Origin of the sequence: Gardnerella sp. DNF01195, assembly GCF_049244175.1 — a bacterium.
GTDB classification, from domain to species: domain Bacteria; phylum Actinomycetota; class Actinomycetes; order Actinomycetales; family Bifidobacteriaceae; genus Bifidobacterium; species Bifidobacterium leopoldii.
In genome coordinates this window covers 115,732-140,913 of record NZ_CP058383.1, presented here as the reverse complement: position 1 = coordinate 140,913, position 25,182 = coordinate 115,732, and the positions used below count along the sequence as shown (strand labels likewise).

Sequence of the window (25,182 nt, the reverse complement as noted above, 5' to 3'; positions counted from 1 at the left end):
TTTACGACAGTATTTACGACCGCGCTAGTTTTACGCATAATAAAACCTCCGCGCACCCACCAGAGGCCACTTACCCTTGCTGCATTTCTGCCCTGGGGGGATTGGGTGACTTAGTGCCACACGGAGGCTTTATCTATATTACACGATTTTCGCTACATGTCGAGTAGTAATAAATTATGCGCGCCACACACTCTTGCCATGTTCTTTTGCAAATTCAGTATCTTCATCAAGCTGAGACTCGTTAGCTTCAACATCACCAGCAATATAGCGTTCAACTAATTGGCGAGCTTCACTATCTTCATGCTGAACTGCAGGAGACTTCATAAAGTATGAACTTGGAGCCAAAACCGGACCAGAAAGCTTGCGATCCAAAGCAATTTTTGCGGCTCGAACAGCATCGATAACAATTCCGGCAGAATTTGGAGAATCCCAAACCTCAAGCTTGTACTCCAAATTCAAAGGAACATCACCAAAAGTAGTACCTTCCAAACGCACGAAAGCAAACTTGCGATCATCCAACCAAGCTACGTAGTCTGAAGGCCCAATATGAACATTATGCTCATCCATTTCATGAGGCACGATTGAAGTTACTGCACGAGTCTTAGAAATCTTTTTAGATTCAAGTCTTGAACGCTGAAGCATGTTCATAAAGTCCATATTTCCGCCAACATTCAGCTGATACGTGCGATCCAAACGCACACCGCGATCCTCAAAAAGTCGAGCCATAACGCGGTGAGTAATAGTTGCACCTACCTGACTTTTAATGTCATCGCCAATAATAGGAACTCCTGCATCACGGAATTTTTGTGCCCACTCAGGATCAGAAGCAATGAAGACTGGCAGGCAGTTTACAAATGCACAGCCAGCTTCCATCGCAGCAGTCGCATAAGCTTTATCGGCTTGCTCAGATCCTACTGGAAGATAAGAAACAAGCACATCCACATGCTTATCTCGCAAAACTTGAGCAACGTCAACAGGTTCAGCCTCGGACTCATCAATCATTTCACGGTAGTAATCACCAAGACCGTCATAAGTTGGACCACGCAATACTTCTACACCCAAATTTGGTACATCAGCAAAACGAATTGTGTTATTTTGTGAAGCGCCAATTGCTTCACTTAAATCATGCCCAACCTTTAGAGAATCAACATCAAACGCCGCAACAAACTCAATATCGCGCACACGATACTGACCAAATACAGCGTGCATCAACCCTGGAATTTTCTCACCGTCATCAGCGTTTTTGTAATATTCAACGCCCTGAACCAGCGACGAAGCACAATTGCCGACACCGGCAATGGCAACGCGGATGCTCATATAGACTCCTTGCCCTGCAAAATAAGCGACATTACATTATGCCGCACCATACACATTTCATAATACTATTGCTTTAACAAATATGTACTAATATTCAATATTTTTAATCTTTTCTAAACAAAAACATGCTGTTTTGTAGAAAAATTCAACACCGGACGCTACGGTGGAATGTATGGTTGCACGTAAAGATGGAAGACGAGCGTCTACTTCGCATGAGAAAGCTACTCGAAGCATATCGTCACAATCACAAAAAAATACGAATATGCCTTCATCTGTCCCACCAAGCGGACAAGACTCATACCGTCCACATTCGTATTCTTTTGAATCAAACAAAAGCAGCCGTAATTCGAGATTCGAACGTTCTCGCGCAGCAACACGCAGAAGGCGTCGTAGAACTTGGCGAGGCAGACATCCTATTATTTTTTGGGCACTTATCGTTATTTTTGTACCAATTTTGCTAGGCACAATTGTTTTTGCTTATCTGTACGCAACTACAGATATACCTGCACCAGACAAAGTTGCTATGGCAGATAAGACGAAAGTGTACTATTCAGATGGCAAAACTGAATTAGGCTCTTTTGCTGAGCAAAATCGCGAAATTATCAATTGTTCAGTACTACCTAAATATGTTGGTAAAGCAATAGTTGCTTCAGAAAATCGTTCCTTCTACCACGATGGCGGAATAGATTTTAAAGGAATTGGACGCGCATTACTTCATAACGTTACAAAGCACGGGCGTTGGGGCGGCTCAACTATTACGCAACAATATGCGGAAAGATATTATCTCGGTGAAACAAAAACTTATTTTGGAAAACTAAAAGAAGCTATTTTAGCTTTGAAAATTGCGCAAACCCAAGATAAAGATACAGTACTTTGCAATTATATGAATACTATTTACTTGGGTAGAGGAGCATACGGAATTCAAGCTGCAGCTAAAGCATATTTCGGTATAGAAGCAAAAGATTTGTCACTTTCGCAAGCTGCACTTTTAGCAGGTATTATTCCAGCACCAAGTAGCTGGGATCCTGCAATTGGTCCAAAAGAAGCAGGCATTCGCTTTAAGCGCGTGTTACGCATTATGAAAGAAGATGGCTACATTACAGCTTCTCAAGCAGCGCAAGCAAAAATGCCTAAAACTATTACTCAGACGACTCAAAACATTTACGCAGGTCAACAAGGTTACTTATTGCATATGGTTCGCGATGAGTTAACTAGGAATGGTGCTTTTACGCAGGAAGATCTTGACAGCGGCGGATATCGCATTATTACTACTATCGATAAAGCTAAGCAAGATTTAATGTTCAAAGTTGCAAGTCCTTCTCAAGATGGACGAGGAATTGTGCCAGAAGGACTGCAAGTTGGCGGAATTTCAATAAACGCAAAAGATGGTTCAATCATTTCCGTTTACGCAGGAGACGATTATCTAAAGAAACAGCTTAATAACGCTACACAAGCGCTTTACGAGCCAGGCTCTACTATGAAGCCTTTTGCGCTTATGGGAGCAATTCAGGCTGGCACTAGCTTGGATACAATGTTCAATGGCAATTCTCCACGCAAGTTTGATGGTATTGATAAGCCTGTTGGAAACTTTGCAAACATGAGCTACGGCACAATTAACTTATATAGCGCAACTGCAAATTCTGTGAACACAGTATATATGGATTTGCAAAGTAAACTTGGTGCTAAGAAAATTGCTAATACTGCAGTTATGGCAGGTTTAAACCCTGACCGCGTCAATGGTAATAATCCGTTTACTGTTCTTGGAAATGATTCTGTACATGTAAGCGAAATCGCGCGCGCATATGCAACATTTGCAAACCAAGGAAGACGCCCAGATCTGCATATTGTTGCCAGCGTAAAAAATCCTGACGGTAAAGAGTTCTACCGCGCACCAACGGCTGGAAAGCAAGTATTCTCACCAGCTGATGCCGCTTTAGCTACAAAAGCAATGATTGGCGTAGTGCAACATGGTACAGCAACCGAAGCTCGCTCTGTAGGTAGAGAAATTGCAGGAAAGACTGGAACAGCAAACGACGAAACTGCTGGTAGCTTTGTAGGATTTACGCCAAATATTGTTACCGCATTTGCTATATGGAATCCAGATGCAAAAGGTAGTCCACAAGTAATTAAACCGTTCCACGGATATCTTGGAGGAAGCGACTACCCTGTGCACTTGTTTACAAGATACATGCGTCAAGCGGTGATAGGAACACCGAATACTAAATTCCCTGAAGCAAAAGACACAGGCAAAATTGGCGGGCCTGATGGAAAATGGGGATTAGGCGAACAACGCGCAATCACGCACGCAAAAACCGAGGATGAAGATAAAGATAAAAACAAGGATAAGGACAAAGACAAAGATAAAACTTTAGACCTTGATAGCCAGCTGTATGGTCATGACGATTCATCATCGGGCGGCGTTGGCAGCTACGACAATAATTCTGGCGGTCATAGTTACGACAATAACTATGACACAACTGGAGGAAACTAGTAAATTAACTGTAGCTATTTATAAACAAAACTGTAGCTAATTTACAAACAGATATGTGAATAGCTAGCTAAGTAAATAGCTAAATAAATAGCTAAATAGTTTGTTAATTAGTTTTGCTAGTTTATTAATTAGTTTCGGCTCAAAACAATGTTCTCAAGCATTTTAGCAGTAACATTTTCATAACCGTTAAGTTCTGCATGATGCTTGCTTTCAGATATGTTTGCGCGCGAAAAACCTGTTTGCGCAATTACAGTTGCTCCGGAATTAATTGCAGCAGTAAGACCAGATAGAGAATCTTCTATGGCAATGCAATTAGCCATCTGCTTTGCAACTTCCTCATCCGTGCCCTCAATGCCAACCATTTTCCCTGCAGCAAGATAAGGCTCAGCACTAGGCTTCGGCTTAAATCCATCATCTCCACACACGTACCCAGCGAAAGCACCTTCTGGAGCATGATTCACAATATTTTCAACCAAACAACGCGGCGAATTGCTAACCAAAATTGAAGGAATGCCAGCATCCGTAAGACTTTTAAGCACGTCTAAAACTCCTGGAACCCAAGGCACGGATTCAGCTTCACGAGCAGCAACGTAATCAACCATGCCTTTGCCAATTTCTTCTACTGTAAGTTTTGTACCACTTGGAATCATCTTATTGGCAACAGTGTCAAGGGATCCGCCAGAGCATTCCCAAGCTAAATCTTCATCCCAATATCCACCGTATTTTTTTACTAAATAAAATTCCGACTCATGCCAATACGGCTCGGAATCTATAAGAGTGCCATCCATGTCCCAAAAAACTGCACGCAACACATGTTTTTCTTCACTAGAGTTAAGAGTATTTGCACACACATTCGTCGTCTGTTCAGCCATTCACAATCCTTCATATTGCATATATTTGCTTTAGCTTTTATAGTGCATCATTTTTCACACTAATTCTGTATTACTTTTCGCACTATTAATTCTTCTCGTTAATTCTCGCTAACTAATTCTTCTCGCTAGTTCTCACTAATTTCTAAAAGCACAATAAGTAGCCATGCCTACGTTACTATATGCTCCACGCTCTCCACAACACCACAGATTTTTCATCCGAAGACTTTCGATTTTTATAATTACTGTTATAGCTTTCCGAAGAATACGACGAAGGTAACGCTCGTCTCTCTGTAAGAATATCTCGCCTCCAGCGACGCGCATTGCGAGAACGCTGCATTTCCACAATGTCACCATCCGCATTTGCAGCAAAAATGTTGCGCTCTGAAGACTCTGCAGAATCTAACAAATGCCTTACTTGTCTTTTAAGCTGTCGATTTTCTTCTTGCAAATCAAGTATTTGCATGATGCCAGCAAGATTAATGCCTTCATTTTGGCTTAAATGCTGAGTTTGCACAATCCTGTCTATATCTCGCAAAGAATAGCGGCGAGCGCCACCTTCAGTTCTATGCGGCATTATTAAATGAAGCCGATCATACTGTCGTAAAGTTTGCGGATGCGTATTGGTTAGGCGTGCCACATGGCTTACGGTAAATATTGGCAAATCAAGAACAAATCCTACTTCATCTGCCCCGTCAAGCGTTGCAGTACCACGCACTAAAGCAACTGCACACATTTCATACAGTGCTTTAGTTTCACGCGTTATTGGTGTCATAGCACGCCTTCCTTTGCCCTTTTTAGTATGTTTAAAGCACTGTTACAAGCAATTCAACAGTGTTTAACCTACTAAATTATTGTTAACTTAGTTTTGTCTTAATTTTTTAATTTCTTCAGCATAAGTTTCGCCAGCAGTTTTATCAAATTCTTTTGCAACGCGCCTAAGAGACATGCTCGAACGCTTTGGCAAACGAATCTGCACAACACCAACAAAATTGCCATTCTTTCCAGGCACTCCAGCACCTTCTACACGAACTTCATCACCGCTTGAAACACAAGCTGGAACTTTGAAAGTAACAGGATTGCCGTCTACGTCGTTTATGCTAACTTTTGCGCCATGAACTGCTTCACTTAACGTTAGCGGCAATGTAGAAATCAAATCGTCGCCTCGCAAAGTAAATTTATCTGATGCTTCTACTTGAACATGCAAGTACAAGTCACCTGCAGCACCACCGAACTTGCCTAGCTTGCCTTTTCCTTTCAAACGAATTTTCTGTCCGGTTTTTACACCAGCTGGAATATGCGTTTTAAAAGTTTCACCAGCCGCACGCAACGATACTGTAGCGCCTTTAAAAGCTTGCTTAAATGTGAGCTTTATATCGGTTGTTATATCTTCGCCAACTTCAGGCACGTCAGCTTCCTGCGATTGAGAATACCTCTCACCACCAAAGCCACTCGCACCTTGGAATCCTGCTGAATCTTGAGAGCGCTGACCTCCACCAAACATGGAGAAAATGTCGCTCATATTTGGTCCAGCACCGTTGGATGTAAAGCGAATGCGCGAACCGTTTCCGCCCATACCACCCATGCCAGAGCCGCCGTTGAACATGGAGAAAATGTCCGAGAAGCTCGACGCATCGAAACCGCCAGCACCACCTGCTCCTCCAGCGAAACGAGCACCACCAGCACCAAATTGACGGATAGCATCGTAACGTTGGCGAGTTTGACTATCTTTTAATACGTCATAAGCTTCAGAAACATCCTTAAATTTTTCTTCAGCTTCTTTTGTTTTGTTTAAATCAGGGTGATATTTACGAGCAAGTTTGCGATACGCTTTAGTAATCGTTGCCTCATCTGCGTCTTTGGAGACACCGAGAACCTTATAAAAATCCTTAGCTAACCATTCATTTTCAGCCATTTGTGCCTCCTTTCTTCACAAGCACATTGGCTATTTCGCTTTTGACCAAATATAGGCTGCTCGTGCCAACTCTTATGAGTCAGCACGAGCAAGTTATGCAATAAAGTCACGAAAGAGTTTCGTTAGTCATTGCTGTGGTGAAGAAACGACCACACGAGCGGCGCGAATAACGCGATCTCCTATTCGATATCCTGCTTCAACTACAGCATCAACAGTTTCTTTTGTAGCGTCTGGATCTGGTCTGTGCAAAATTGCATCATGCTTGGTCGGGTCAAAATCTTCGCCCTTTTCACCAAACTTTTCCACACCAAACTTTTCAAAAGCCTTATCTATCTTAGTTGCAACAGCCTTGAACGAATCATCCATTTCGCTATGCTCGCGAATGCGGTCAATATCATCCAATGCTGGAAGCAATGCTGTCAGCACGTCAATAATTCCATGCTGTCTGAAACGATCCTGCTCTTTGGCAGAACGATTTCTGAAGTTTATAAACTCAGCACGCTCTCGCTGTAACGCTTCCAAGTACTCTGCAGCTTCTTTCTTAGCTTTACCTAAGGGAGTTAAACTGCCGCTATCTGCGTCTTGGCTGTCTTTCGATTCTGAAGATTCAGTGGAATTCGCCGTATCCTCAGAATTTGCGGAATTCGCAGAAACGTTAGCATCAGCTTTCGCGTCAGCTTTCGTTTCTGCAGGATTTGCACCTTCAGCAGCTTTCGATGAAGATTGCGCAGACGATTTCGCAGAATCACCTGTAGCTTTTACATCCAGCGAGTCAGCATCTTCCATATCTTGCAAATATTCGTTGGCGTTAAAGTCGGACATTACTTGTTGTCCTTATCGTCCTTGTCGTCGTCCACCACTTCGGCGTCAACTACATCATCATCCTTAGCTGCAGAGCCAGCCTGAGCACCAGCAGCAGACTGAGCACCAGCTTCGGCACCAGCAGCACCCTGCTGAGCGTAAAGCTGCTGACCGATCTTCTGAGCAGAAGTCATCAACTCGCTTTGAGCAGACTTAATCTTCTCAACGTCGTCACCCTTCAAAGCTTCCTTCAAAGCATTAACCTTGTCGGTAACTTCCTTAGAGATTTCATCGGAAAGCTTGTCTTTATTGTCGTTCACGAGCTTTTCAGTCTGGTAAGCAAAGGCTTCTGCTTGGTTGCGAACTTCAGCTTCTTCCTTACGCTTCTTATCTTCAGCTTCGTGAGCTTCAGCTTCCTTCACCATGCGGTCAATTTCGTCCTTTGGCAAACCAGAACCACCGGTAATAGTCATGGACTGTTCCTTACCAGTGCCCTTATCCTTAGCGGAAACGTGCACAATGCCGTTAGCATCAATATCGAAAGTAACTTCAATCTGCGGAACGCCACGAGGAGCTGGAGCAATTCCAGTCAACTCAAAAGTGCCAAGAGGCTTGTTATCGCGAGCAAACTCACGTTCGCCCTGGTAAACCTGAATCAACACGGATGGCTGATTGTCTTCAGCAGTAGAGAATACTTCCGAGCGCTTCGTAGGAATAGCAGTATTGCGATCGATAAGCTTTGTCATAATTCCACCCTTGGTTTCAATACCCAAGGAAAGTGGAGTTACATCAATAAGCAGAACGTCTTTGCGATCTCCCTTAATAACGCCCGACTGAACGGCTGCACCAACTGCAACAACCTCATCTGGGTTCACGGACTGGTTAGCTTCCTTACCGCCTGTAAGTTCCTTCACCAAATCCTTCACAGCTGGCATACGAGTTGAACCACCAACAAGAACCACGTGATCGATCTGGCTTACTGAAATACCAGCATCAGAAAGAACGTTGTTAAATGGAGTACGGCAGCGGCCAAGCAAGTCGGAAGTCATTTCCTCAAAGTGAGCACGAGTCAAAGTCTCATCCAAATGCACTGGAGTGCCGTCAGGAGTCATTGCCAAGTACTGCATAGAAATTGAGGTAGAAGTAGAAGAGCTAAGTTCCTTCTTTGCCTGCTCAGCAGCTTCCTTCAAGCGCTGCAAAGCAATCTTATCCTTGCTCAAATCAACGCCATACTTGTTCTTAACTTCGCCAACGAGCCAGTCGATAATCTTCTGATCCCAGTCGTCGCCACCCAAATGGTTATCGCCGTTAGTTGCTTGCACCTGAATTGTGGAGAATCCGTCGTCATCCTTACCAATTTCAAGCAAGGACACATCGAAAGTACCGCCACCCAAGTCGAATACCAAAATGCGCTCGTCTTCCTTGCCTTTTTCAAGGCCGTAAGCCAAAGCTGCAGCAGTTGGTTCGTTAATAATACGAAGCACGTTCAAGCCTGCAATCTTACCTGCATCCTTAGTTGCCTGACGCTGAGCATCGTTGAAGTATGCTGGGCATGTAATAACGGCATCGGTTACCGGCTCACCCAAGTAAGCTTCAGCATCGCGCTTCAACTTCATCAAAACCTGTGCAGAAATCTCTTGTGGAGTCCACTTCTTGCCGTCGATATCAACAGTCCAATCAGTGCCCATGTGGCGCTTTACTGAGCTAATCGTGCGATCAACGTTTGTTACAGCCTGACGCTTAGCAACTTCACCAACCAAGATTTCGCCAGACTTGCTGAATGCCACAACAGATGGCGTGGTACGTGCGCCTTCAGCGTTTACAATAACTGTTGGGCTGCCACCTTCAAGAGTAGCAATGCAAGAGTTGGTTGTTCCCAAATCAATACCTACTGCGCGTCCCATAATTTCTCCTTAACTAGGTATTGCACCTTTTGTGCAATTACGCTTTCCTTCAAGTTTTGTAGTTACGTAAGCTGAACCTTATTTAGATTCCTTGTTGGAAACTATGTAAAGCATCAGCTTTTTTACTTTCCAAAACTTGAGTCTATTACACTCAACTTATAAAAGTCAACTTTTATTCCCAAAAATTACAAAAAACTTTATACAACTAGACTCAAGTTTTGCAATTTAAGCAAAATTAATGGGAAATTCTGAAAAATTCAATAGGATTCACGCGCTGAACTTAAAGCGACGCAAAGAATTATCCAGAGCGTTATAACGCGCTAAAACGCCAATAAGCGGCGTGCCAATACCGGTTATGAGTTTAATTGCTTCAGTTGCCATCATTGCGCCAACAATAGCTGCAGTTGCACCCAACACAGCCGATTTTGGCACTTTTTCTTTAGGCAGAGGGCACGCATACAAATCACGCAAACCAGGACCTTTTCCTGGCACGAAAACGCTTACTTGACCTTCATAATAAAGCACCGAACCGTAAACTTCCGGCGTACCAGCACTCCAAGCAGCATCCGCAATCAAAAAGCGCGTATCAAAATTATCACAACCGTCGATAACAATATCGTGACTTTCTACAAGCTGCTTTGCGTTGTCTTCATTAAATCTATTTACAAGGTTGATTTTTAAACCTGGAGATAACGCTTGCAGACGATTAGCTGCAAGTTGCGCTTTAGATTTGCCGCACTGATCGACAGTATATAAAGTCTGTCTTTGCAAATTAGAAAGCTCAACAACGTCGTCGTCACAAATTGTGATTTCTCCAACTCCTGCAGCAGCAAGCGAAAGCAAGCACGGCGAACCAAGTCCACCTGCACCGACCATGCAGATTTTCGCATCGCGAAGTAACTGCTGATGTTCATTAGTAAAGCCCGGCAGGAGCAAGTGACGGCTAGTGCGTTCCGCCTCAAGCTCCTGCAGGTTGTCGTAAATTTTATTAATCGTCATGTTGAATAATATGCCGAAAAATTACAGTACAGAAATTTACAGTACAGAATCAGCCCAAGCGCGACCTTCAACAGGCGAAGAAGCGAGTGCATGTTCACGCTTAGGAATACGGCCAGCATCGTGAGCAAGCTTTCCAGCAGTTACAGCAGCAGCCATTGCGCGGCCCATCTTTACAGGATCTGGGCAGCGAGTTACAGCACTTGCAAGAAGCACACCAGAGCAGCCAATTTCGAAAGCTTTAACAACATCGGAAGCAGTTCCAACACCAGCATCCAAAATTACAGGAACGCCAGCTTCCTTGCATTCTTGAACAATCAGCTCAATGTTTCGAGGATTCAAAATGCCAAGACCAGTTCCAATTGGAGCACCACCAGGCATAACAGCCTTCACGCCAAGCGAAACCAAGCGACGAGCCACAATCGGGTCGTCATTCGTGTAGCAAAGCACGCTAAATCCTTCTTCAATAAGCTTTTCTGCAGCAAGCAAAACTTCGCGGGTATCTGGGAGCAACGTATCGTCGTCTGCAATTACTTCGAGCTTAATCCAGTCAGTTCCAAGTGATTCACGAGCCATTTTTGCTGTAAGAACAGCATCATGCGCAGTTTTGCAACCAGCAGTATTTGGCAAAACGTTAATATTGTGGCGCTGCAACATGCCGTAAATATCCACGCCAGTTTTTGCGTGACGACGCATGGCAACTGTTGCCACTTCCGCACCCGAAGCAACAAGCGACTTTTCCATAATATCAATGCTCGTCATGCCGCCTGTACCAAGCAAAAGCCTTGAGTGTAAAGTCTTACCGCAAAGCTGCCAAGTATCGGCACTTTCTTCTGTATTATTTTCTGTCATTTTAAGCCTTTTATTTAATATTTAATATTTAAACTTAATTAAAATTAAATAATTAAGCGCACTAATTTCACGCTTAATTTTGTGGTGTTTCAGCCGCCTTGAACTGCGCTAAGAATTTCGACTTGATTCCCATCACATATGACTGCTGATTCCCATTGCGCGCGAGAAAGCACATCGTCGCCAATTGCGACCGCTATACCAGGTCCTGCATCCGAACCATAACGTTGCGCAATAAGCTGAGCAACAGTTAATCCGTCTTGCACTTCAACAGTTTCACCATTGACTACGATTTGCATAATCTAACCTTTACTAACTAAAAGCTGAATTACTAAAAGTACTTTCTGCATCACACTTACGTCTATATTTGAACGCTTCACAAATTCGCAGCGAAATATAGCAAATTCACCGAAATTAGCGATTAGAAGCGTGCAGGATTGCAGCTTTCCAAGAATCCCTTTTCCTTCTCAGTCAACTCTTGCTCAAGCACGAGTTTTGTGGTCAAAGAAGAGCCTAAAGCGGTGAGCAAAATTCCGTGACGGAAGTAACCGGTGGAAATCGTGGTGTGCGTCTTAGGATCAATGCCAATGAATGGCAAATCATCTGGAGTTCCAGGACGACCGCCAGCAGTAACCTCAGTAATCGAGCATTCCTGAATGCCAGGAAGCACGCTTGCGGCATCGCGAAGCAAGTCAAGCACGCCACCGACCTTTGGAATATCGCGGTCATCTTCGCGAGAAGTAGCACCGAGCACAAGCTCGCCTGTTTCCTTAGCGCGAGGCACCAAATAAACTGGGCGGTCATGCACAAACCCACGAACCACGGAACTCAAAATTGGGCGCAAAGGCTCTGGAATAGTCATACGAATCATATCGCCCCACACAGCGCGAAGCTTAAGCTGAGGAAGCATATCCTTAGCACCCAAGCCGGATGCCAAAACTGTGTCTGGACCCAAATCGTCTGGAGTGCTTGCGCGACGCTCAATAACAACACCGCGCTTTTCAAGTGCATCAATCATTGCTGCAGTGAAAAGACGAGGGTTGATTTGATGGTCGTCCGGCACGCTTACAGCGCCTGCAATCGTCGGCGAAAGCGCAGGCTCAATTTCACGAAGCTTACTCACAGAAATATGCTCAGCTCTACGTCCATAACGGTGCTGCAAGTTTAACAACTCGTTCACGTGCTCGTTATCTGCAGCGTCACCACCGATTACGTAAGAGCCGCACTCTAAGTAGCCGGTTGGCTTATCGGTGTACTTTGCAACCGAATCAACCAATTCCTTATACATAGTTGCAGACTCAAACATAAGAGGATACAACGCTTCTTGCTGATATTGCATTTCTGCGGTAGGAGCTAGCATGCCGGCAGCATGGTGAGAAGCACCGGAGACTGGATCTGGATCAATTATGCTAACTTTTACGCCAGCTTCCGTAAGTCTCCACGCTGTTGCTAAACCAATAATACCTGCACCAATAATACGAATATTTCGCATATATACTCCTTCCCTACGGCGGCATTACCCGCATCAGGTTTACGGTCGGCTTTCGCCCTCTCAGCCTGTGTAGAACAGGCTCCCGCGGTGTAACCTTGACTTTCAAGAATTACAAATGCAGAACGTTTCAATATTGCTAACTTAGCAATATGCAAATGCTGCAGGTAGATGTAACAAAATTATGTGAATTTCATCACACTACCGTGCAGCATTTTAACACTTCTACAGAAAATCTGTTAATTTATCCGGTATGTCAAGCTGTGAAACTAAGCAATTTTTGTTACTGACGCAGTCAGCGCTCGCGTGGATTACGCGCTCGCTTACGAAACTCGCGTTGGAAGTCCACTGGACTCCCAACTTAAGCGAGTTTCCGCTCCGAGTTGCCTTCGCGCGCGCTTTGCCTGAGTCTGAAATTATTGGAATTTCAGACTCCTTCAAAGCGTGATTTGGCTTAATTGTGAAGCACGGTGTGCTTCACATGCCAAATCAGCCGAACGGCTATGCCGTGAGGATATGCGCTCAGGCAGATCGTCAGCGCACACAAAACACAACCCAGTTTCTAAAACCCAACCACACAACTCTGCCCTGCCTTCGCCAATCGAGACGAAGGCAGACCTCGCTTGCGTTGAAAGCACACCGTGCTTTCAATCTTGAGCAAGCTCGGCGCTCCGAGTTGCCTTCGCGCGCTAAATCGCATCGCTCAGGCAGGTCGTCACGCTGCGCAGGCAATGCATAACTCCGTTTTTTCGTTACTGGCGCAGATTAAATCACTCAACCGAGCGCAGCAAAATCTCCTCAAGCGCATGCTTCACAGAAACAGGCAGAGTGCAACGCCATTGCGCCCACTTCACTACGGAAGGCTGATCAGTTGCGTAAGCGTTAAGCATATCAACATTGTTGCGATACTTTTCTGCTTCCGATTCGTTTTCGTATTCAAGAGTTGAGATTGCAGCAATAGCGCCTGCACTTCCGTTAGCCTCGCTCACTGCATCAAAAGCCATTTCCTTACCGCGGTACGGCACTTGTGCTTGAAGCAGGAATCGGTAAGCGTCACCAACTTTAGGATCGGCAGCAACTTGCAATCCTCCGTCAACAATTACGCGAATTTCCGAACGAGCCGGCACGTCTTTTACAGAAACCGACAAACTCAAAGTCGACTCTTCACCTTCGTAAGAAATCGCAAACTCGCTTGCGTTAAGCTCTTGGCTCCCCACAAACACGCGCACGTGAGCAAAATCTGTGCAAGCAACTCCTCTAAATACAACATTCCAGTTGCGTTTTTGCGGCACAGATTTTACGGCAGCATCTTCCCCGGCAATGCCTGAAATAATGAATTGCGAAGAACCATTGCCGTCTCGCCACACAAAATTCATACGCGTGTTGACAGTATTCCCAGCAGACGCTGCAGCAAAGTCACCGTTATCTTCTCGCATTACGAACTCGCCGTCAGCTCCAGGGAATGCAAGAATTCGCAAAGCCCGCGGATTTTCAATGCTATTAACCGATTCAGCAGCATCAGCACTACGCTCGCAATCTGCAACTTCCGGCAAAACTTGCAGAGGCACAATTGCTCCAGCACACGCAAAAGCAGGCACGCGATCAAGCGAGCGCCATGCTTCAAATCTGCGACCATTCAAGCCGCGAGACACATACCTGCGCCCGTCAAATAAATCGTACCAATCACCTTCCGGCAACCAAACTCCAGCACATCCGCGCAAAGCAGCCGCATCATTAGGAGAAACAATCGGCGCTACTATAAGCTCACTTCCAAAACGGTATTCGTTAGGAATTTCGTAAGCCATGCCAACTTCCGGCGACTGCCAGTACATTGGCTCAACAATCGGTCTGCCTTCAAAAGCTGCGCGATAATTCATCGTATAAACGTATGGCAAAAGTTCCGCGCGCAAACGAAGCATTTTCACCATTGCTTCGCGAGTTTCCGGAGGGAAATTCCACGGCTCTTTTCCAGCAAACGGCGAACAAGTCGAGTGCAAACGATTAATAGGACTAAACGCGCCGAAAGCGTACCATCGCGCTTCCAGCTCGTTATTTCTAACGCCAAGCATGTGTCCGCCAATATCGTGACTCCACCATCCGTAGCCAATATTGGAAGCTGTAGCAGTAAAATAAGTTTGGAAAGCAAGCGAATCCCAAGTAGTAACGGTATCTCCCGAGAATCCAACTGGGTAGCGATGCGAACCAGGCCCAGCATAACGAGAGAATGTAAGCGGCCAGCGACCTTCGCGCGCAGCATCCTCATAATGCATGTGATTTAGCATCCAAAGAGGATCCAAACCAGGCTCGCGCGTCACGCCTCCCTGCTGCCAGTCAATCCACCAAAATCGCACGCCTTCATCTTCCATACGATGATGCATATTGAAGTAAGCTTCAACAAATTGCGGATTTGTTAAATCAAATTCCACAGCTTCACCGCTTGCAGGATCAATTCCCATCTCTCGCGCAACTTGCGGATAATCTTTTTCAAACGCACGCACGCCGTCGCGCGGATGCAAGTTCAAAGTTGGAGCCAAGCCAGCAGCGTTAAGTTTACGCAAAAAAGCGCGATGATCCGGGAAAAGTTCCTCATTCCACGTGTAACCAGTCCAACCGGAACCATATTTTGCATCAACATCCGTAACATGCCAATCCATGTCAATAACAGCTGCACTGAAAGGTATGCCTTCGCGTTTAAAACGATTATGCAATTGCAAATATTCGTCTTGATGGTAGCGATAGTATCTGCTCCACCAATTGCTTAGCGCAAAACGTGGAAGCAGCGGCTGAGCACCTGTGAGCTTATAAAGGTCTTGAATTGCTTGAATGTAGTGGTGTCCGTAGCCGAAGAAATACAAGTCTTTATATCTTCCAGCTTGCTCACTAACCTTGTGCGCACGCGACTTAACCCAAGCCCCATACGGGTTTGATTTACCATTTATTTCCTCAGCCGGAGCAATTTCGCAAGTTGCAGAATCATCTAAAATAGACCATCCATCGCGCGAAAGTATGCCTTTATCGAGCTTTACTGGGCCGTTCGCCTGATCCAAAGTTCTAAAAGTTCCAAGAAGATTTCCCGGGCAATCGTCGCCATAATGCCACGTATTAAACTGCGTACATGGCACTCCGCGCACAACAATACTTAAGCCTTCTTTGCTAAAAGCTTCGCAGTTATAAGTAAGGTGAAGCTTTTCAGTTTCTACTTCCAGCCATCCATTTTCGTTTTTATGCGCACTAAATTGTGGCTGAGCATCCGCGCTCTTCTGAGCAAAATTGCGACAAATCACAGTTTGCGTAGGATTGTCAACAAACTCTCCATCGTCACTCCACTCAAGACGCAACAGCGAATCTGTAATAACTGTAATTCGCCACTTTTCGCCCTTAATTACCTGACTATCCTGCGCCTTTGCATACTGCGAATTTGCAAGGTCAGCAAAAATTTGAGATTGCGAATCCGAATACGTCACAGCTTCACCGATAATTTGTGATTTATCTTGATTGCTTATATTTATCACACTCATAGCAGCACCTTTACTCAGTACGCAATGCCACACTGCAACATTTGTCACACAACATTTGTCATACAACACTTGTTGCACCACGCTTTCGCGCACAACACTTACGTATCTTCTCTTCACTTATGCGGGTTACTTACCGCTACCAGTGGAAATACCTGCAATAAACTGCTTTTGGAAAATTACGTACACTATAATAACTGGCACAATCGCCAAAGAAGTCGCTGCAAACAAGCCACCATAATCAGTGCCATATCGCCCAGTAAACACCTTCAAGCCCACTGCGAGCAGCTGCTTCTTTTCGTCCGAAATCATCAAGAACGGCCACAGATAGTCCTCCCAGTTCCACAAGAAAGTAAAGATGGCGAGCGCCGCAATCGTGTTATGGCTCATAGGAAGAATAATACTGTGGAAAATACGAAAATCAGATGCTCCGTCCAGTTTTGCAGCTTCAATGAGTTCGTCAGAAATACCTGTTATTGACTGACGGAAGAGGAAAATGCCGAAAGCGCTAATTAATCCCGGGACAATTAAGGCTCGGTACGTATCTTGCCAACCGAAACTTGTCATCATATCGTACTGCGGAATAATAGTTACAGCCCACGGAACCATCATGGTGCTCATCACTATACCAAAAAGCAAATTACGGCAACGGAAACGCATTTTTGCAAATACATATCCCAACACTGCGCTGGTATAAATGGCAATTACCGTTTTTGCTACAGCAACAAACAACGAGTTGCAGAATAATCTCAAGAAATCAAATTTTTCCTGAATACCAACGTAGTTATCAAACGTACTAGGCATAGGAAATAGTCCACCATCGACACGCACAATATCACTATTTGGTGCAAATGAAGAAATGAACATCCACACAAATGGAATAATTGTTAGCGCAGAAAGCAGAAAAAGAAAAATAGTAAGCGACCAACTCAACACAGCATGACGAGTGCTGCTTCTTGCACAGTTACGTAATTTTTTCACAATACCCCCCTTAGCCGGCACCGTAACAACAACTCCAGTCGTTTCCGTTTTATTGCTCACACCAACTCACCGTCCTCAGAAGCTTTGAACATGATTATCGTGAGTACGCCAGTAAAGATAAAAAGCACTACGCTCATGGCTGACGCAATACCAAAGTTATACTTTTGGAAGGCTTGATCAAAGATCAAGTAGCTAATAGTGTAAGTTGCTGTTCCTGGGCCACCGTTAGTCATAACTAAAATCTGCACGTAGGCTTGCAGGTAAGCAATCATTGACGTGATCACAATGAATAACGTTGTAGGTTTGAGTAGAGGCAAAGTAATGCGGAAGAATTTTTGCACACTGTTAGCACCATCAATATCGGCTGCTTCATACACATCTTTGGGAAGGTTCATTAAGCCTGCTAAATATAGCACGGTTGCGTAGCCAAAATCTTTCCAAATGGTCATGATAATAATTGCCGGCATGGCCCAAGTAGAACTGTGCAGCCAATTAATATTCAATCCCGTAACTTTATCAATCATGCCAAACTGCGGATCAAACATCCACATCCACACGAAGCTTACTGCGACAAGTGGTGTAATCGTTGGCATATAAAATAGGCCACGCAGCGAATCTTTGCAATGCACGAGCTTGGAGCTGAGCAACATTGCCAAACCCAAACCGAGAATAATGCGGAAAATTACGGATATTGTCATGAAAATAGCTGTATTACCGATTGACTTCCAAAATAGGCCGTCGGTTAAAATCTGTTTGAAATTATCGAGCCCAACCCAGTTGTACGTTCCAACCAACGGATTCCACTCGTGGAAGCTGCCGGCAAACGCTTTATAAATAGGATAGGCAAGGAAAATCGCGAAATAAGCAACCAGAAATGTCACTGCCACATTGCGAAATGAGAAGGTTCGAGACAACGCAGCGGTTACTTTTGCTATACCACCAAATTTTTTCCCTAGAGGAGTTGAATGAGATTTCTGATCTAATTGTTCCATGATTTCCCTTGCCTTACTTGAAAGAACACACTTCAGTTTATGAATCTTTACTTGTGTTCTTTGAAGAATTCATACTTGCTTTCTGCAGACTTAAAGTTGGAATTCTTCATGTCTTTTACCATGGTCGCCTGTGCTTCTTTTACTGCGGAATCAATAGATTGACCATTTTGCATAACGTTTTGGAACGCTGCCTTGCTGCTGGTTTCCACCGTAGAAGGAGTGATGCCTGGCCAAATCAACCTATTCACGCGAGGCTGAATAGCCGCCATTACCGGGGCCTTAAGAATCTCTGGATCGTTCTGTAGCGATTTCTTCGCTGGGAACGAGTTCAGATGTTTCACTGCAGAGCGAATAAAAGCGTCGTTAGCGAGAATGAACTTGATAAAGTCTTGTGCCACGGCCTGCTGTTCTTTACTTTGGTGAGCGTTGATTCCTGGAGTAGATTCGCCATTGTAGCGATCATAAGCGAATGGCGTTTCTTTCGTGAATGTTGGAGTTGGGAAAATACCGTATTCTACGTTCGGATATTTTTCTTTCAGTAGGCCTTCAAGCCAACCCCAAGCGTATACCATTCCGGATTGTCCGTTGCCAAAACTTTGCGTGTAATCAGTACCGAAGTCTGTTGCAATAACTTTGTCTTTGTCGTACAAATTCTTTAGGAATTGCATGTTTTCGCGCGTAATTTTGTTGTCAAAATTAGGCTTTTTGCCACTTTTATCGAACGCAAGTTCGCCACGTTGATAGTTCAAGCCTTGGTTGATTGCAGCGTATGCATCACCATTAACATTGAAACCGGCTTGTACCATTTTGGAACCGTTCCACTTGGTAAGTTTCTTTGCCACCTCGCGCAACTCGTCCCAAGTCGTAGGAATATCTGCTTCTGTTAAACCGGCTTCTTTCCAAAGCTTTTTATTGTAGTAAATATTGCCAGTATTGATGACCGAGTCAATATACTTTACTTTTCCGTTGGAATCTTCGTGTGCGACAGAAGAGCTGTAGTCAGCTTCCATTGCTGCCTTGTCAACGTTGTAGTCGGCAGCGTATGGGCGTATAAGCTCATCCTTGGAATTGTGAATATTGAACAGAGCTGGGCCGCTTTTGCCTTTGAGTGCTAACGGTAGTTTTGTCCAATAATCGTCCCAAGCAACGTTCTTCGTTTTGAACGTTACGTTAGGGTAGATTTTCGTATACTGCTTGATCATATCGTAGATTGGGTCGGTACTACTGTCTCCCCAGCTCCAATATTCCAAAGCAATTGGCTTGCCTTGATTAACAAGATGGTTAGGGTTATATTTCAATGCTTCACCCATTACCGGCAAACCTTTATCTTTTTTTGTGTCGGTTACACCGGCAGAATTGCTGCCACACGCGCTAACACTAGCAAGCATGCCTAAAACAGCGACACATGAAATACATATTTTTCTAATATTCATTGTTACTCCACTTCTTCGTGAAATTAATGGGTAAAATCTATAATATTGCGAAAAGTTTTCACTGGTCAAACAGAAAAAATGTGAATGTAAAGGTTTTCATTTCGAATCCGTTAAACTGCACCATTTTTGCGAAAATAAATACTTTTTTACCCGCGTGTCTAAAAATGTAAACCTTTACATTTATTGTATTTACATAACACTTATATGTTCTTTTTGAAGGGTATATATAACACTCTTCATATTTGAGCAAAAACAAAGAACAGAAGAAATAAAATGTCAAAAAACAGTATTAGCGATGTAGCTACGCTAGCAGGGGTTTCCATAGCCACTGTCTCTAGAACTTTCGCTCACCCAGACAAAGTAGCGCCAGCAACACGAGCAAAAGTTACGCAAGCAGCAGAACAACTCGACTTTACTGTATCAAGAACCGCAGGAGTACTGAAATCAGGCAAATCATACCGCATAGCACTACTTATTGGTAGCAGTCGCATAGAATGGTTTAGTGCTTCTATTATTGAAGGATTAAACGCTACGTTGCACGCAGCCGGATATGATCTAGTAATTTATTCAGTAGATGGTATCGAACAGCGTAAAACTTTCTTCAAAGAACTACCTTTACGCGGTAATACTGATGCCGTAATCGTATCTTCTTTCGATATCAGCAACAATGAGGCAGAGCAACTTCAACGCATAAAGGTACCTATTGTGGGCATTAATTGTGTAGCGTCTAAAATTCTTTCTGCAGCAATCAGCATTGACGATACTGCAGGAATTAAACTTGCAGTGCGCCATCTCACTACTTTAGGCCACAAAAAACTACTGTATGTTTACGAACATTTTAATTCACCACTTCGCTTCAGTTCTTCGAGACGAATTACCAGTTTTGAAACGATATGCAACGATACACCAGGAGTTCAAGGGAAAATCTTACCAATTGACTTTGGAGACAATCCCTTAGATGCCACTATTTCAGAACTATTTTCAAGCAGCAACCCTCCTACTGCACTGTGCTTTCACCAAGATTCCACAGCTATACCGTTCCTGTTTCGTTTACAAAAACTAGGCATACGAGTGCCAGAAGATTTGTCTATTATTGGTTTTGACAATAGTACTTTTGCAGAAGCATTAGGCTTAACTACCATTCGACAAAATCCATGTCTGATGGCTCAGCAAGCCGCAAATATTGCTTTAGCACTTATTAACGAGCAGCCAATTACAAGACGCCATATTACAGCTCCGCTTCAGCTTCTAATCCGAAACTCAACTGGTCCTGCCCCAGACATTACATCTGCAAACTGATTAGCGAATCAGATTAGAAAACTAGGTTTAAACGCTATGCAAGGCGTAGTACCAAACTCGCTTTATAGCAAACCCTGATTTGCTATAAACCCTGATTTGCGGTAAAACTCGCCTTACAAACAAATCCAAAAACTGCTACGAAATGTTTTCAACGCAAGAATACTGCAAACACTGACGCAATGATCAACATCAGCGGATACCACACATACATAACACAACGGAATGTCGTCGAGTTTTTAGGACCATCACCATAAGCGCTACGATAATGCAACACAGCCACACCAATACCAGGTGCAAGCATCGACATAGCACCGAACATTCCTGCAGTCATCTCCATAGTAATTTCGCGCTTTTTTAATAATTCAAAAAGAAGTACGAAAATAAGCAAAGTTACACCGCCGAAGAAAATTCCATGCTGCACAAAAACTTTTCCTATCAAATTCCAAAGAAGACCCGCAATGATAAGCACAGTAATAGCAAAACCTTTACTAAATCCGCTTAAACGCTCCCTAATTGTATCTATACTCGAAAGTACAAATAGTGCGATAACCATTGCAAATACAGGATTTTGCGAACGCATGTCGAACAAACATTTTGAATTCACCAAATCGTATGGAACTTCGCAGACCACTGCTAAAATCAACAATCTTAACATGTAAAGATTCAAATTATGAGTATTGTGATATCCGCGTACTAATATCCACGCATACCATGGCACTGCAGTCCAGCTTATAAATTCGCAAACTAATATGACTGTCAATGCGAACATATTATTGGTTACTGTTCCGCCGAACATTCGTGCAATTACTGTGTTACTAAATGCACCTAGCATAAGCATAAAAGCGCCGAGCATTTTAAGTTTATTGAGCGTGATTCCAGTTTTTATGTTACGGTCAGCACGAATTGGTTTGCCGTTTGCGTCAAGCATTTCCTTATTCGCGTTACCGCTATCACGCATTATTGCTTTACCACTATTAATACCCATTGCACGTCCTTGTTTATTTGCGCATACCTAGTTTATATAAACTTTATCTGTAGTTACGTATCTAACTAACCTGTAATTTACATTCCAAACACTGCAAAACTTTGAGCGCCGAGTGTTAAGCAATCACCATTAACTGATATTTCTCCAATTTTAAGTAATGGATTGTAAGCAGATTCTTGCGTAAGATTCGCTAATGCTTCTAATGAAACTGTTTCGCTATTTACACCTGGGTTCATAACCACAATGCTTCGTTCCACAGCTGATTCTCCTACGTCACCTTTTGCGCAACGCTCGTAAGCAAAGCCGCGGCCGTCAACCGGAGCATACAAAACTCTCCAAGACGCGTCAGCTTGCAAAGATTTGCGACTATGGCGAAGCGCAATAAGCGAGCGCACCCACGAAAGGAAGGAATCTTCGCAATTAATTTGCGCAGAAACAGTTGGAATTTCACCACTTTCCACTGCTTGTTTTCGAGAATTTGCGCAAGTTCTTCCGTCTGCTCGCGCTTCAACAGGCAAGTATAATTTAGATTTTGCAGCCATCGAGAAGCCAAAATTCTTTGCATCGTCCCATTGCATTGGCGTACGAGTGCCCGTACGAGCGTAGCCGCCTTCTTTTGTTGGAATATCGCGATATTTCATGCCAATTTCGTCGCCATAATACACGAATGGCACGCCTGGCATAGTGAGTATCATGCCGAAAGCCACGCGACGCTCACGATCGCCAAGACGCGGAGCAAGACGCGGCGTATCGTGATTGCACGTGATGAAACTAAAGTAACCTTGCGAATGGGTTGACTCATATTGTGGGCAATAATCGTCTAAAAATGGGCAAATACTGCCGCCGCCGTGCGCATTAAAGTAGCTGTGATCATGCTCAGGATTGCCGTCTAAAGCATTATCAACATCACGAGCTAAACGTGCGTAACCGTTAGGGTTTCCATCCCAGCGCCAATTCAAATAGAAGTCCATGTCGAATCCTGCAGTAAGAGCCTGACGTGGTCTGCCCCATTCGGACACAAAAGCAGCCTGCGGATACTCTTCTTTCACAGTGCCAAGCATTTCCTGCCATGCGCGAATTGTATTGTCTTTGCCAAGGCTTCCTTCGCCATTATTGTCATCGTTTTTTACAAGCGAATCAGCCATATCAACTCGGAATCCATCCGCACCAAGCGAAAGCCAAAATCGCATAATATCAACCATTGCAGCGCGAGTTTCTGCCGCTTCTTTGGAATCTGGAGCGGATTGCCAAGCTCGATCCCTATGTGCAAAACCGTAGTTTAATGCAGGCTGACATTTGAAGAAGTTTAGAATATAAGTGGCGTCACGCTCAGTTTCACCGCCAATAAACGGCATAGAATAGCCGCTAAACGCACTGTCTGTCCAAATATATCGCTTGCTAAATTCGTTTTCTTCAGCTTTCGAACTTTCCTTAAACCACTCGTGTTCTTCACTCGTATGACCCGGCACTAAGTCAAGCAATATGCGGATTCCTCGATTGTGAGCTTCACTAAAAAGCTGCTTTAAATCTTCGTTCGTTCCGTAACGCGCAGCTACTTTTTTGTAGTCGCGCACGTCATAGCCCGCATCTTTAAAAGGCGAGTCATAGCAGGGATTAAGCCAAATTGCGTTGCAACCAAGCGATTTTACATAGTCTAACTTTTCGATAATTCCTTGAATATCGCCTATGCCATCGCCATTGGAATCACAAAAACTTTGCGGATAGATTTCGTAAAAAACCGCGTCTTTAAGCCACTGAGCATGATCGTATAATGCCATTATTTCACCCTTCTAGCGTTGTGCTACTTAGTTTACACACAACCACTTGAAAAAATTTATAGGGCAAAATATACAGACTAACCCGCCACTCATTTGCAAACGACACGATATCCGTGTATACTACACAGTGCTTACGAACGGATTTGTGAGACTTGTGACGCTGCTCTACGCAGCAATCGCGATGTTGCGCCACAACGGAGTCCGTTACTACGCCACCAAATGATATGCCGGTTTTTGGCATGATATAGGAGGTCAAGGATGACGAATATTAAGAAGATGCTGGGTGCAGGTCTTGCAGTTGCTACTTTGTTTGGATTTGCAGCTTGCGGTTCAAGCACTAACAATAGCGATAAGAAGGCTGCTGATTCAGCACCTGTTCAGCTCACCGTTTGGGGTTCTGCTGACGATCAGAAAGATGGCGGCTGGATTAAGACTGTTGAAGCAGAATTCAAGAAGGAAAATCCAAACGTTACTTTCAAGAACGCTGTTGTTGAGCCACCAGACGCTGCTAAGGCTGTTAAGCAGGATGCTAAGGCTGCTGCTGATGTGTTCCTCTTCCCTAACGATCAGCTCGGCGACTTGGTAAAGGCTGGAGCAATCGGCGAATTAAGCGATGACGCCACAAAGCAAGTTAAGGAACAGAACGAAGATACTTTGATCAAGTCTGTTACCGCTCAGGACGGTAAGCTTTACGGCGTTCCTTACACCGGCAACACTTGGTTCATGTACTACAACAAGTCCAAGTTCTCCGCTGATGACGTTAAGTCCCTCGACAAGATGCTTGAAAAAGGCAAGGTTTCATTCGATCTTGCTAATGCTTGGTATCTCCCAGGCTTCTACCTCGATGGCAATATGACTCTCTTCGGCGAAAGTGGAAACGATGCTAAGGCTGGCATGAAGCTCAGTGATAAGGCTGCTGAAGTTACCAAGTACATTGCAACAAAGCTCGTTGGAAACGAAAAGCACTTCGTACTTGATGGAAATGGTCGCGGCTTGGCTGGCTTGAAGGACGGCTCCGTTGATGCAATATTCTCCGGTTCTTGGGATGCAGCCAAGGTTAAGGACGCCTTGAAGGATAACTATGCTGCAGCTGCTCTTCCAACCTTCAAGACTGAGTCTGGCGAGCACCAGATGAAGTCCTTCGCTGGTTCTAAGGCTGTTGCTTACAACACCAACACCAAGTCTCCAGAGATGGCTGCTAAGTTCGCTGCATTCTTGGGCTCCAAGAAGTCCCAGCAGATTGCTTTCGAAAAGGAAGGTGCAATTCCTTCTGACAAGTCCCTTGCTGACAGCGTAAAGGCAGAGCCAGCTGCTGTTGCTCAGATGGAAACCATTGCTAAGACTTCTGTCTTGCAGCCAGCAATTCCTGAAATGGGTAAGTTCTGGGATCCAGTTCAAGCATTCGGCACTTCTATCTCCACCGGTAAGATTACTGGCGATAATGCTGCCGCGCAGACCGCAGAATTTGCTAAGGGCCTAGAGAAGTAAGTAAACAAAACTTACTCTAGCCAACAAATCTAAATAGATGCATAAGCAGTGTTTTATGCACTTTGAGTAAAACAATGCGC

19 protein-coding genes, 1 other RNA gene and 1 riboswitch are annotated in these 25,182 nt (G+C 44.2%); of the genes, 3 read left to right on the top strand and 17 right to left on the bottom strand.

Features of this window, described 5'->3' with window-relative positions; all coding sequences use genetic code 11:
• Window positions 1–36: 36 nt before the first annotated feature.
• Together ffs and HXT43_RS00555 are read right to left on the bottom strand one after the other, a co-directional pair.
• An RNA gene (ffs, locus tag HXT43_RS00560) (signal recognition particle sRNA small type) lies at window positions 37–133 on the bottom strand.
• 41 nt (window positions 134–174) lie between these two features.
• Window positions 175–1,317, bottom strand: coding sequence for an inositol-3-phosphate synthase (locus tag HXT43_RS00555; RefSeq protein ID WP_004118456.1), 1,143 nt, complete (start codon window positions 1,315–1,317; stop codon window positions 175–177).
• Between the two features lie 172 nt (window positions 1,318–1,489).
• Here HXT43_RS00555 and HXT43_RS00550 point away from each other — a divergent pair, with 172 nt between their 5' ends.
• Complete coding sequence (locus tag HXT43_RS00550) at window positions 1,490–3,808, top strand: transglycosylase domain-containing protein (RefSeq protein ID WP_421780989.1); 2,319 nt, start codon at window positions 1,490–1,492, stop codon at window positions 3,806–3,808.
• Window positions 3,809–3,936: 128 nt separating this feature from the next.
• On the opposite strand, the gene HXT43_RS00545 is transcribed toward HXT43_RS00550, so the two are convergent.
• The 13 genes from HXT43_RS00545 to HXT43_RS00485 form a co-directional block, all read right to left on the bottom strand.
• Complete coding sequence (locus tag HXT43_RS00545; protein ID WP_116971481.1) at window positions 3,937–4,680, bottom strand: HAD family hydrolase; 744 nt, start codon at window positions 4,678–4,680, stop codon at window positions 3,937–3,939.
• 175 nt (window positions 4,681–4,855) lie between these two features.
• Window positions 4,856–5,452, bottom strand: coding sequence for a heat shock protein transcriptional repressor HspR (locus HXT43_RS00540; protein WP_116971482.1), 597 nt, complete (start codon window positions 5,450–5,452; stop codon window positions 4,856–4,858).
• Window positions 5,453–5,539: 87 nt separating this feature from the next.
• Window positions 5,540–6,592 carry a DnaJ C-terminal domain-containing protein gene (locus tag HXT43_RS00535; protein WP_174143535.1) on the bottom strand — a complete coding sequence of 351 codons (1,053 nt, stop codon included), beginning with the start codon at window positions 6,590–6,592 and terminating at the stop codon, window positions 5,540–5,542.
• 126 nt (window positions 6,593–6,718) lie between these two features.
• On the bottom strand, window positions 6,719–7,414 hold the full coding sequence (grpE, locus tag HXT43_RS00530) for a nucleotide exchange factor GrpE (RefSeq protein WP_101886206.1): 696 nt from the start codon (window positions 7,412–7,414) through the stop codon (window positions 6,719–6,721).
• Entirely contained in the window at window positions 7,414–9,297 is a 1,884-nt protein-coding gene (gene dnaK, locus HXT43_RS00525; protein WP_004104772.1) for a molecular chaperone DnaK, read from the bottom strand. Before dnaK ends, grpE begins: the two co-directional genes overlap by 1 nt.
• 267 nt (window positions 9,298–9,564) lie before the next feature.
• Window positions 9,565–10,296 (bottom strand): HesA/MoeB/ThiF family protein, encoded by a 732-nt coding sequence (locus tag HXT43_RS00520; RefSeq protein WP_101886207.1) that lies wholly within the window; start codon window positions 10,294–10,296, stop codon window positions 9,565–9,567.
• Window positions 10,297–10,332: 36 nt separating this feature from the next.
• Window positions 10,333–11,145, bottom strand: a complete 813-nt coding sequence (locus tag HXT43_RS00515; protein ID WP_004104776.1) for a thiazole synthase — start codon at window positions 11,143–11,145, stop codon at window positions 10,333–10,335.
• Between the two features lie 89 nt (window positions 11,146–11,234).
• Entirely contained in the window at window positions 11,235–11,441 is a 207-nt protein-coding gene (gene thiS / locus HXT43_RS00510) for a sulfur carrier protein ThiS (RefSeq protein ID WP_004104778.1), read from the bottom strand.
• A 122-nt stretch (window positions 11,442–11,563) separates the two neighbouring features.
• Complete coding sequence (gene thiO, locus HXT43_RS00505) at window positions 11,564–12,634, bottom strand: glycine oxidase ThiO (RefSeq protein WP_004104781.1); 1,071 nt, start codon at window positions 12,632–12,634, stop codon at window positions 11,564–11,566.
• A riboswitch (TPP riboswitch) is annotated at window positions 12,627–12,730 on the bottom strand. It overlaps the preceding gene by 8 nt.
• Window positions 12,731–13,401: 671 nt before the next feature.
• Window positions 13,402–16,149, bottom strand: coding sequence for a TIM-barrel domain-containing protein (locus HXT43_RS00500; RefSeq protein WP_217428716.1), 2,748 nt, complete (start codon window positions 16,147–16,149; stop codon window positions 13,402–13,404).
• A gap of 126 nt (window positions 16,150–16,275) precedes the next feature.
• Window positions 16,276–17,082, bottom strand: coding sequence for a carbohydrate ABC transporter permease (locus HXT43_RS00495; protein ID WP_032835185.1), 807 nt, complete (start codon window positions 17,080–17,082; stop codon window positions 16,276–16,278).
• 101 nt (window positions 17,083–17,183) lie between these two features.
• Complete coding sequence (locus HXT43_RS00490; RefSeq protein WP_004118448.1) at window positions 17,184–18,119, bottom strand: carbohydrate ABC transporter permease; 936 nt, start codon at window positions 18,117–18,119, stop codon at window positions 17,184–17,186.
• A gap of 47 nt (window positions 18,120–18,166) precedes the next feature.
• Entirely contained in the window at window positions 18,167–19,552 is a 1,386-nt protein-coding gene (locus tag HXT43_RS00485) for an extracellular solute-binding protein (RefSeq protein WP_004118447.1), read from the bottom strand.
• A 273-nt stretch (window positions 19,553–19,825) separates the two neighbouring features.
• Here HXT43_RS00485 and HXT43_RS00480 point away from each other — a divergent pair, with 273 nt between their 5' ends.
• Complete coding sequence (locus HXT43_RS00480; RefSeq protein ID WP_004118431.1) at window positions 19,826–20,851, top strand: LacI family DNA-binding transcriptional regulator; 1,026 nt, start codon at window positions 19,826–19,828, stop codon at window positions 20,849–20,851.
• Between the two features lie 148 nt (window positions 20,852–20,999).
• On the opposite strand, the gene HXT43_RS00475 is transcribed toward HXT43_RS00480, so the two are convergent.
• Window positions 21,000–21,836, bottom strand: coding sequence for a TraX family protein (locus HXT43_RS00475; RefSeq protein ID WP_004119097.1), 837 nt, complete (start codon window positions 21,834–21,836; stop codon window positions 21,000–21,002).
• 77 nt (window positions 21,837–21,913) lie between these two features.
• A complete protein-coding gene (locus tag HXT43_RS00470) occupies window positions 21,914–23,614 on the bottom strand; it encodes an alpha-amylase family glycosyl hydrolase (RefSeq protein WP_004104790.1) in 1,701 nt (566 codons plus the stop codon).
• 258 nt (window positions 23,615–23,872) lie between these two features.
• Between HXT43_RS00470 and HXT43_RS00465 the strand changes: the two genes are divergently transcribed.
• Window positions 23,873–25,102 (top strand): extracellular solute-binding protein, encoded by a 1,230-nt coding sequence (locus HXT43_RS00465; RefSeq protein WP_064340169.1) that lies wholly within the window; start codon window positions 23,873–23,875, stop codon window positions 25,100–25,102.
• Window positions 25,103–25,182: the final 80 nt, after the last annotated feature.

Bases quoted from the DNA above. Each gene is read 5' to 3' on its own strand.
- dnaK (WP_004104772.1), bottom strand. From the start codon at position 9,297: ATGGGACGCGCAGTAGGTATTGATTTGGGAACAACCAACTCTTGCATT.
- HXT43_RS00500 (WP_217428716.1), bottom strand. From the start codon at position 16,149: ATGAGTGTGATAAATATAAGCAATCAAGATAAATCACAAATTATCGGT.
- HXT43_RS00480 (WP_004118431.1), top strand. From the start codon at position 19,826: ATGTCAAAAAACAGTATTAGCGATGTAGCTACGCTAGCAGGGGTTTCC.
- grpE (WP_101886206.1), bottom strand. From the start codon at position 7,414: ATGTCCGACTTTAACGCCAACGAATATTTGCAAGATATGGAAGATGCT.
- thiS (WP_004104778.1), bottom strand. From the start codon at position 11,441: ATGCAAATCGTAGTCAATGGTGAAACTGTTGAAGTGCAAGACGGATTA.
- HXT43_RS00470 (WP_004104790.1), bottom strand. From the start codon at position 23,614: ATGGCATTATACGATCATGCTCAGTGGCTTAAAGACGCGGTTTTTTAC.
- HXT43_RS00520 (WP_101886207.1), bottom strand. From the start codon at position 10,296: ATGACGATTAATAAAATTTACGACAACCTGCAGGAGCTTGAGGCGGAA.
- HXT43_RS00545 (WP_116971481.1), bottom strand. From the start codon at position 4,680: ATGGCTGAACAGACGACGAATGTGTGTGCAAATACTCTTAACTCTAGT.
- HXT43_RS00485 (WP_004118447.1), bottom strand. From the start codon at position 19,552: ATGAATATTAGAAAAATATGTATTTCATGTGTCGCTGTTTTAGGCATG.
- thiO (WP_004104781.1), bottom strand. From the start codon at position 12,634: ATGCGAAATATTCGTATTATTGGTGCAGGTATTATTGGTTTAGCAACA.
- HXT43_RS00550 (WP_421780989.1), top strand. From the start codon at position 1,490: ATGGTTGCACGTAAAGATGGAAGACGAGCGTCTACTTCGCATGAGAAA.
- HXT43_RS00540 (WP_116971482.1), bottom strand. From the start codon at position 5,452: ATGACACCAATAACGCGTGAAACTAAAGCACTGTATGAAATGTGTGCA.
- HXT43_RS00515 (WP_004104776.1), bottom strand. From the start codon at position 11,145: ATGACAGAAAATAATACAGAAGAAAGTGCCGATACTTGGCAGCTTTGC.
- HXT43_RS00490 (WP_004118448.1), bottom strand. From the start codon at position 18,119: ATGGAACAATTAGATCAGAAATCTCATTCAACTCCTCTAGGGAAAAAA.
- HXT43_RS00475 (WP_004119097.1), bottom strand. From the start codon at position 21,836: ATGGGTATTAATAGTGGTAAAGCAATAATGCGTGATAGCGGTAACGCG.
- HXT43_RS00555 (WP_004118456.1), bottom strand. From the start codon at position 1,317: ATGAGCATCCGCGTTGCCATTGCCGGTGTCGGCAATTGTGCTTCGTCG.
- HXT43_RS00465 (WP_064340169.1), top strand. From the start codon at position 23,873: ATGACGAATATTAAGAAGATGCTGGGTGCAGGTCTTGCAGTTGCTACT.
- HXT43_RS00535 (WP_174143535.1), bottom strand. From the start codon at position 6,592: ATGGCTGAAAATGAATGGTTAGCTAAGGATTTTTATAAGGTTCTCGGT.